Here is a 7,273-nt window from a genome sequence, read left to right on the forward strand (position 1 = left end):
TTCCTTCCGTCACAAGCCGCTTCCTTCCGTCACGAGCCGGCGACAAGCCTACCGTCTGACCGCCGGGTCACCGTTCGGTGACGAAGCCTTCGTCGACCATCCAGCGCAGTGCCACGTCGACGGGGTCGTCACCGTCGACGTCGACCTGCCGGTTGAGCTCCTGCATCTGCTCGGTGGTGAGCTTCTCGGCGATCGGCGCGTAGACCTCTTCGAGCTGCGGGTACTCCTCGAGCGTCTGAGTGAAGAACACGGGGGCTGCGTTGTAGGCGGGGAAGAACTGCCTGTCGTCTTCGAGGACGACGAGGCCCATCGCCTTGATCCGGCCGTCGGTGAGGTAGACATTGCCGAAGTTGCACTGCCCGGCGGCCGTTGCGGAGTAGATCGGGCCTGCGTCGTAGATGCCGATGTTGTCCTCCGGTGTGCCGTCGGCTTCCCCGCGCGGAATGTCGTAGGCCTCGAGCATCGGGGTGAGCCCGTCGGGACGGGAGTTGAATTCGGCGGCCACGCAGATCGTGCGGTCCTCCGGTTTGAGATCGGCCAGCTGCGACATCTTCGTCACCGCGCCGAGCTCGCCGGGGGCGTCGGGCCGGATCGCCATACCGTAGGAGTTGTTGAGCTCGGCAGCCGGTCCCCAGGTCAGGCCGTTGGCAAGGTCGGCATCGTGGACGGCTTGCCACTGCTCGTGCGGATCGGCAATGCCCTCCTCCTCATTCAGGTAGGTCAGCCAGGCGGTGCCGGTGTACTCCCAGGTCAGGTCGGCCTGCCCGCTCGTCATGAGTTTGCGGGCCGAGACGCTGCCGGGCACGTTCGTGAGGTCCTTGACGCTGAACCCGGCTGCTTCGGCGGCGATGACGGAGATCTTGCCGAGGATGACCGCCTCGGTGAAGTTCTTGCTCGTGACGGTGAAGACCTTTCCGTCGGCGGCACCGGGGATCTCCTCGATCGACCCGGGGTTCACCGGCGGGATGTAGGCGGCCGAGGGCTGCAGTCCGCAGGCACCGAGCGCCAGGGTGCTCAGCAGTGCGATCCCGGCGCCGAGGCGGCCGAGCCTCGTGCGTGTGCGGCTGGCTGGGGTGATGATCGGGTGGGGTGTCATGCCAGTCCCTTCGGCCGTACGGCCAGTTCGACGACGCGTCCGGTCCAGTCGACGACGAGGGCGAGCAGGGCAACGAGGATGGCTCCGGCGATGAGCACCCGGGTGAGGTCGAGCGTCACCCCGGTGGTGATGAGCAGGCCGAGTCCGCCGCCGTTGACGAAGGTCGCCAGAGTGGCGGTGCCGACGAGCAGGACGAGTGCGGTGCGGATGCCGGAGAGCATGACGGGCACCGCAAGCGGCAGTTCAACGCGGAAGAGCACGGCGGCAGCGCTCATGCCCATGCCGCGGCCGGCTTCGATGAGCTGCCGGTCGACCTGGGTGAGGCCGACCATCGTGTTGCGCAGCACCGGCAGCAGCGCGTAGACGACGAGTGCTGCGATCGCGGCCTGCAGGCCGAAGCCGAGCCAGAACCCGAAGAGCACGATGATGCCGACGGCCGGGGCGGCCTGGCCGATGTTCGCTACGGCCATGACCGGTCCTGCGGCCCGGCGCAGGGCTGGGCGGGTGAGCAGGATGCCGAGCGGGATCGCCACGGCGAGCACGATGACGGCGGATATGACGGTGAGCAGCAGGTGCTCCACGGTCAGCGACCAGACCGCGCCGGGTGCCAGAGTGGAGGATTCGACCTCGGTGAGGTCGGTGGTCAGCAGCCACCAGATGAGCACGCCGAAGGCCACGACGATGAGCCCGGCCTGCACGAGCAGGTCGCGGAGGTCCCGGCGCTGTCCGACGGTCAGGGTGCTCATGGCCGGTCCTCGTCTGCACGGTGCGCGCCGGCCGGACGATCGGCACGTTCACCGGCGGGCGTGGGGCGTGCCGTCTCGTGGCCAGCCACATCGTCACCGGCGTCGTCTGCATCAGCAGCGGCCGGGTCTTCGCGCTGTTTGGCTGCGATCGCCTCGTCGGTGTTGCGGCCGGTGCGCCCGTCGTCTGCCGGGATCTCGAACTCCTCGGGCGTGTTCGCCCCGCGCGGGGCTTGCGCGGCGGTGTTGTGGGCACGGCCGTTGAGCCCGGAGATGACGTCCATGATCGTGTCGACGGTGACGAGCCCGAGCATCTGGCGGCGCCGGCCGACGACGATCGCCGAGGACGTCGTCGTCACGAGCATCGAATCGAGCGCGTCGTTGAGTGAGGCGCGGTTGTACACCACCGGCAGGTCCTCATTCACCTGCGTCGGCAGGGTGGTGAGACGTTCGAGCTGGCTGGCGATGAGCCAGTCGACGGGCCGGTCCTGGTCGTCGACGACGACCACATAGTCCTCTCCTGCCGCCCGCATCGTCTCCACCGCCTCGGCGGCGGGAGTCCCGGCACGCACACGGACCGGATCAGTCAGCTCGACGTCATCGAGGCGGGACAGGGACAGCTGCTTGAGCCCGGCGCCTGCGCCCATGAAGTCCTCGACGAAGGAGTTCGCCGGCTGGGCGAGGATCCTCTCAGGTGAGTCGTACTGGGCGAGGATGCCGCCTTCGCGGAAGATCGCGATCCAGTCGCCGAGCTTGACGGCCTCGTCGAAGTCGTGGGTGACGCACACGATCGTCTTCTTCAGCTCCGAGTGGATGGCGATGAGCTCATCCTGCAGCCGCTGGCGGGTGATCGGGTCGACCGCACCGAACGGCTCATCCATGAGCAGCACCGGCGGGTCCGCGGCCAGCGCGCGGGCAACACCGACGCGCTGCTGCTGGCCGCCGGAGAGCTCGCGCGGGAACCGGTCGCGGTAGGCGGCCGGGTCAAGGGACACGAGTTCGAGCAGCTCGTCGACGCGGGCGCGGATCCGGCTGGCATCCCAGCCGAGCATCTTGGGCACCAGTCCGATGTTCTTGGCCACCGTCATGTGCGGGAACAGCCCGCCGGCCTGGATGACGTAGCCCAGCCGGCGGCGCAGCTTGTCGGCATCGAGGTCGGTGACGTCCTCACCATCGATGAGCACCCGGCCCGACGTCGGTTCGATGAGCCGGTTGATCATCTTGAGCGTCGTCGTCTTCCCGCAGCCGGACGGCCCGCAGAACATCACGATCGAACCGGCCGGGATCTCCAGATTCAGCCCGTCGACAGCCGGCGGCTTGCCCGAGTCGTAGCGTTTGGTGATCCCCTCCAGGGTGATCGACACGCCCTGGGTGCCGGTCTCATGCTCGGTGCCGGCCGCCTCGGGAGCGGTGGATGCAGTGCGGTGGTTCTCAGACACGGATACCCCTCGGGATGGTCAAGCGGCCGACTGCCACAAGCAGCAGGTCGAGGATGAAGGCGAGGATGATGACGCCGAGGACGCCGATGACGACGGATTCGAGTGAGTTCGCGCCGCCGAGGCGGTCGAGGCCGGAGAAGATGAACGCGCCGAGGCCAGGGCCGAGTGAGTAGGCGGCGATGGTCGCGATGCCCATCACCATCTGCCCGGAGACGCGGACGCCAGCGAGGATGACAGGCCAGGCCATCGGCAGTTCGACGGTCAGCAGGGTGCGCAGGCGGCTCATGCCGATTCCGCGGGCGGATTCGACGACGTCGCCGGGGATGCCGGCGAGCCCGACGAGGGCGTTGCGCAGGATCGGGAGGGCGGCGTAGAAGGTCACGACGATGACGGCGGGGATGACACCGAAGCCGACCGGGGCGATGAGCAGGCCGACGAGTGCGAACGACGGGATCGTCAGGCCGATCGCCGAGACGCTGTTGGCTGCTGCGGTCAGCGCTGAGGAGCGGTACGACAGCACGGCGATGACAACCGCGATGAGGGTGGCGAGCAGGAGGCTCTGGCCCACGAGGCTGAAATGCTGCCAGGAGGCGAAGAGGATCTGGTCAGAGCGCTGCGTGAAGTACTCCCACACGTGTGTGGCTCCCCTCGGCTGCCGTCAGTGGATCGTGCCCTTGGTCCGCGAGTCTACACCTGCCGGTGGATAATCTCAGGCCGCCTTGCCGATTGCGGGGTCTGCTGGGGTGGCTGCCGCTCCCGAGGGGGCGCCGTTGCCCCGATGGGGGCCTCCGCTGCCGAGGTGGCGGCTGAGTCAGGTCTGCCGAGGTGGTGGCTGGCTCGGGTCTGCCAGCCCCTTGCGCAGCACCCGTCGAGTGTATATCTGCTGGTGAGCGAGCAATGATGCTCCTATAGGTTGTCAAGCGATTTGGAGGAGATACCGGCGGTATTCGTGGGTGAAGTCGTCATCTCGGGATTGTCCTCGTTCGATGTTTGAGACCTTTGCTGGCCACACGTTGAAGTGGTGCGCGACATCGGTCAGGGACAGCTTGTGTGCAAGGCGTAGCGGGCGCAGATCGTCAGTGGCTGGTACTGCTGGCGGATCGATGATGAGGGCGTAAACCTCGGCAGCGACGTAGCGTTTGAGGCAGCGCATGATCTCTTTGGTTGTTTTCCCTTCTTGCCGCCGGCGTGCAACATAGGTTCGGGTGCGCTGGTCGAAGGACATTCTGCACTTGACGATGTCGTACAGCGCGCTGTTGGCTTGCCGGTCTCCTCCCCGGTTAAGCCGGTGCCGGATGGTCTTGCCTGATGATGCCGGTAGCGGGCAGGCCCCGCACAGGGCAGCGAAAGCAGCCTTCGACGTGATTCGTTCGGGATTCTCACCGGCAGTGACGAGCAGTTTTGCCGCCGAGATCGGGCCGATGCCTTTCGCCGCTGCTAGGGCTGGGGCGACATCTGCTGTCAGGGCAGCGATCTGGTCATCAGCGGTGGTGATTTCCTCGTTGAGGAACTCGATGCGCCTGGCCAGACGCTTGAGCGCCACACACAGATGATCGTCAGGCTCGGGAGCGGATGCCGCTAATACCGCGTGCAAATCACGGTCTTTCATCCCGGTGTATTCCTCCCGTACTGCAGCTGGGGCGGTGGTGAGGAAATGAACGATCTGGGAGATCGCGGCGGTGCGCGCTTTGACTGCCGTGGCCCGGGCCTTAAGCATCATCCGGAGCCCGTCGACAGCCCCGCCGAGGAGCTTGGGAATCGGCAGGCTATCCCCATCGGCAGCGACCGTCTTAGCTGCAGCATAAGCGTCGATGGGGTCAGACTTTCCACCCCGACGCACTTGCCTATTCGGGCGGATCACTTCTTTGACAGTGATTCCCTGATCCCTCAGATACGCGGTGATCCCAGCCCCGTAGGACGCCGTTCCTTCCACACCGATCGCGATGACCGTACCGAAGGTCAGGACAAAAGACAGCAGATCGGCATAGCCTGCCCGAGTTGCGGGAAACTCGCAGTCACCGAGTTTCCTTCCGACTTCACTGACGATGCCGACGTGATGAGTGCCTTGATGCGTATCGATACCGGCGTACACATTCGCAGCTGATCCTGTCATGATGAAAGTGCCTCTTCCGTTGGACTGGTAGGGGGTGAGGGCCAGTCGGTCGGGCAGACAGGACGTTGACGAGACTCCGGTGTAGCGGAGTCATGCTCCTATAAGGTCATGTCCCCACCGACTGGTTCTCTTCGGTGAAGACGAGGCTCCCAGCGGACTGATCATCACAACGGCATCGCAGCAAGCAGAGCCAGTCCGTGCCCGGGTCACGCCGGGAATCCCGCCCCTTACAAGTATCAACGTCCGTGCCTCGTGCTGTGATGGAAGCAAGGAAGGAGAGTCCTGAGGGCTCCAGTTGGACAGAGGGGTGATGGGCATGACGCGGACGGCGGTGGCGGGCACGGTCGCTCTTGCGCCCATGATTCGGCGTTGTCCCTGGTCAGCCCACGTTGTCCGTGCCTCGTGGTGTGATGGAACCACTGCATCGATAAGCGGAGGGAAGCGACGGCGATGACGGCGACAGTTGAGACTTCCGCGCCGACGCCTGCTGGGGCGTACCGGACCCGGTTCTGCGCCTTCGAGCAGTCCCTCAGCGCGCTCGAGCGGGCACAGTTGCAGGGGTATGAGGAGATGTTCGGCGTCGTGCTCGAACGGGTGCGCGCCGACAGCCGTGACAACATCGACACTCAGGTCGATGCGCTGCACTCTCTCGCCGATGCTGGCTTCGCCGAGACTGCGGCTGAACCGCAGGCAGCCAAAACTGCGGTTGAACCGTAAGCAGCAGGCGGAGTTTCCGATGCAGCGCGCGCAGAGGCGCTGACCTGGCTGCGGGAGCGCATCGGCACACCGACGCTGGGGGCTGATGCAGGAACGGGTGACAGATGCAGTTTCCTGTTCAGGCCGTTAGCGTCAGCGCCTGCGTGAGTAGTTTCTCCTCGTAGGCGACCGGGGTCAATTTCTCCAGCCCCTTCTGCTTCCTCCTTCGGTGATAGGTCCTCTCGATCCAGGAGACGATCCGCATCCGCAGCTCTTCCCTGGTCCGCCACGGCTGCGCGTCGAGCACGTTGTTCTGCAACAGGCTGTAGAAGGATTCCATGGCTGCGTTATCCCCGGCGGCACCGACTCGACCCATGGATCCGACTAGGCCGTGGTATTCCAATGCGCGGAGGAATTTCTTCGCTCGAAATTGCGATCCTCGATCGCTGTGGACGATGCATCCGGCCACCTCAGCCCCGGTGCGGGCCCGGTTGGCAATGGCGTTGTTCAGTGCCCGTACCGCCAGCGAGGCCTTCATCCTGCTATCGATGCTGTAGCCGATGATCCGCCGTGAGCAGGCGTCCTTGACCGCACAGAGATAGAGCTTTCCCTCACCGGTGTGGTGCTCGGTGATATCGGTCAGCCACACCTCGTTCAGAGCCTTCACGGCGCTGAACTGCCGGGCCACTAGATCATCGTGAACCGGTGGCCCGGGGCGAGTGCCCTTACCCTTGCGCCGACGGCTGATCACCGAGAACACCCCCTGAGAGCGGCAGAGCCGCCAGGCGGTGCGGTGGGCCATCGGGTAGCCGGCTGCTTCTGCTTCATCGGCCAGGTATCGATACCCGAACTCAGGATCCTCTCGGTGAGCATCGATCAGGGCATTGAGCCGGTGGGCCTCTTCCCACTCGGTATCGCTGATGGGGTTGGCCAGCCACCGGTAGTAGGGCTGGCGGGCGATCTTCAGCACCCGACACGTCACCGCCACAGGGATTCCCGCAGCGGCGAGATCGCGTACGAGCGGGTACTTCATTTTGACCGAATCTGAGCTTGACCGAAGTAGGCCGCAGCCCGGCGCATCACCTCTAGCTCCTGCTCCAGGCGTCGGATCTTGCGGTTGGCAGCAGCCAGCTGGGACTTCTCATCGGTAGTCGGTCCAGGCTTACGGCGCTCAGTGTTGCCGGAG

General features: G+C 65.4%; 7 protein-coding genes. 1 reads left to right on the forward strand and 6 read right to left on the reverse strand.

Features of this window, described 5'->3' with window-relative positions:
• Positions 1–67: 67 nt before the first annotated feature.
• From M3C25_RS05880 to M3C25_RS05900, 5 genes are all read right to left on the reverse strand, one after another.
• Positions 68–1,096, reverse strand: coding sequence for a glycine betaine ABC transporter substrate-binding protein (locus M3C25_RS05880; RefSeq protein WP_102160890.1), 1,029 nt, complete (start codon positions 1,094–1,096; stop codon positions 68–70).
• Positions 1,093–1,842 (reverse strand): ABC transporter permease, encoded by a 750-nt coding sequence (locus M3C25_RS05885; RefSeq protein WP_102160888.1) that lies wholly within the window; start codon positions 1,840–1,842, stop codon positions 1,093–1,095. The genes M3C25_RS05880 and M3C25_RS05885 overlap by 4 nt, the downstream gene beginning before the upstream one ends.
• Complete coding sequence (locus tag M3C25_RS05890; protein WP_102160886.1) at positions 1,839–3,278, reverse strand: ABC transporter ATP-binding protein; 1,440 nt, start codon at positions 3,276–3,278, stop codon at positions 1,839–1,841. The genes M3C25_RS05885 and M3C25_RS05890 overlap by 4 nt, the downstream gene beginning before the upstream one ends.
• On the reverse strand, positions 3,271–3,912 hold the full coding sequence (locus M3C25_RS05895; protein ID WP_102160884.1) for an ABC transporter permease: 642 nt from the start codon (positions 3,910–3,912) through the stop codon (positions 3,271–3,273). Before M3C25_RS05895 ends, M3C25_RS05890 begins: the two co-directional genes overlap by 8 nt.
• A gap of 282 nt (positions 3,913–4,194) precedes the next feature.
• Positions 4,195–5,391, reverse strand: coding sequence for an IS110 family RNA-guided transposase (locus M3C25_RS05900; protein ID WP_259855324.1), 1,197 nt, complete (start codon positions 5,389–5,391; stop codon positions 4,195–4,197).
• Between the two features lie 450 nt (positions 5,392–5,841).
• Here M3C25_RS05900 and M3C25_RS05905 point away from each other — a divergent pair, with 450 nt between their 5' ends.
• The gene (locus tag M3C25_RS05905; RefSeq protein WP_259855325.1) at positions 5,842–6,108 is read left to right on the forward strand and encodes a hypothetical protein; all 267 of its coding nucleotides are present in this window, start codon (positions 5,842–5,844) and stop codon (positions 6,106–6,108) included.
• A 118-nt stretch (positions 6,109–6,226) separates the two neighbouring features.
• On the opposite strand, the gene M3C25_RS05910 is transcribed toward M3C25_RS05905, so the two are convergent.
• Entirely contained in the window at positions 6,227–7,120 is an 894-nt protein-coding gene (locus M3C25_RS05910; RefSeq protein WP_375545101.1) for an IS3 family transposase, read from the reverse strand.
• Between the last annotated feature and the right edge of the window lie 153 nt (positions 7,121–7,273).

It is taken from the genome of Brevibacterium luteolum (assembly GCF_025147615.1).
In the GTDB taxonomy this organism is placed as follows: Bacteria; Actinomycetota; Actinomycetes; order Actinomycetales; family Brevibacteriaceae; genus Brevibacterium; species Brevibacterium luteolum.

What these genes read in the sequence shown, in the direction of transcription:
- M3C25_RS05880 (WP_102160890.1), bottom strand. Translation starts at nt 1,096, where the DNA reads ATGACACCCCACCCGATCATCACCCCAGCCAGCCGCACACGCACGAGG.
- M3C25_RS05885 (WP_102160888.1), bottom strand. Translation starts at nt 1,842, where the DNA reads ATGAGCACCCTGACCGTCGGACAGCGCCGGGACCTCCGCGACCTGCTC.
- M3C25_RS05900 (WP_259855324.1), bottom strand. Translation starts at nt 5,391, where the DNA reads ATGACAGGATCAGCTGCGAATGTGTACGCCGGTATCGATACGCATCAA.
- M3C25_RS05905 (WP_259855325.1), top strand. Translation starts at nt 5,842, where the DNA reads ATGACGGCGACAGTTGAGACTTCCGCGCCGACGCCTGCTGGGGCGTAC.
- M3C25_RS05910 (WP_375545101.1), bottom strand. Translation starts at nt 7,120, where the DNA reads ATGAAGTACCCGCTCGTACGCGATCTCGCCGCTGCGGGAATCCCTGTG.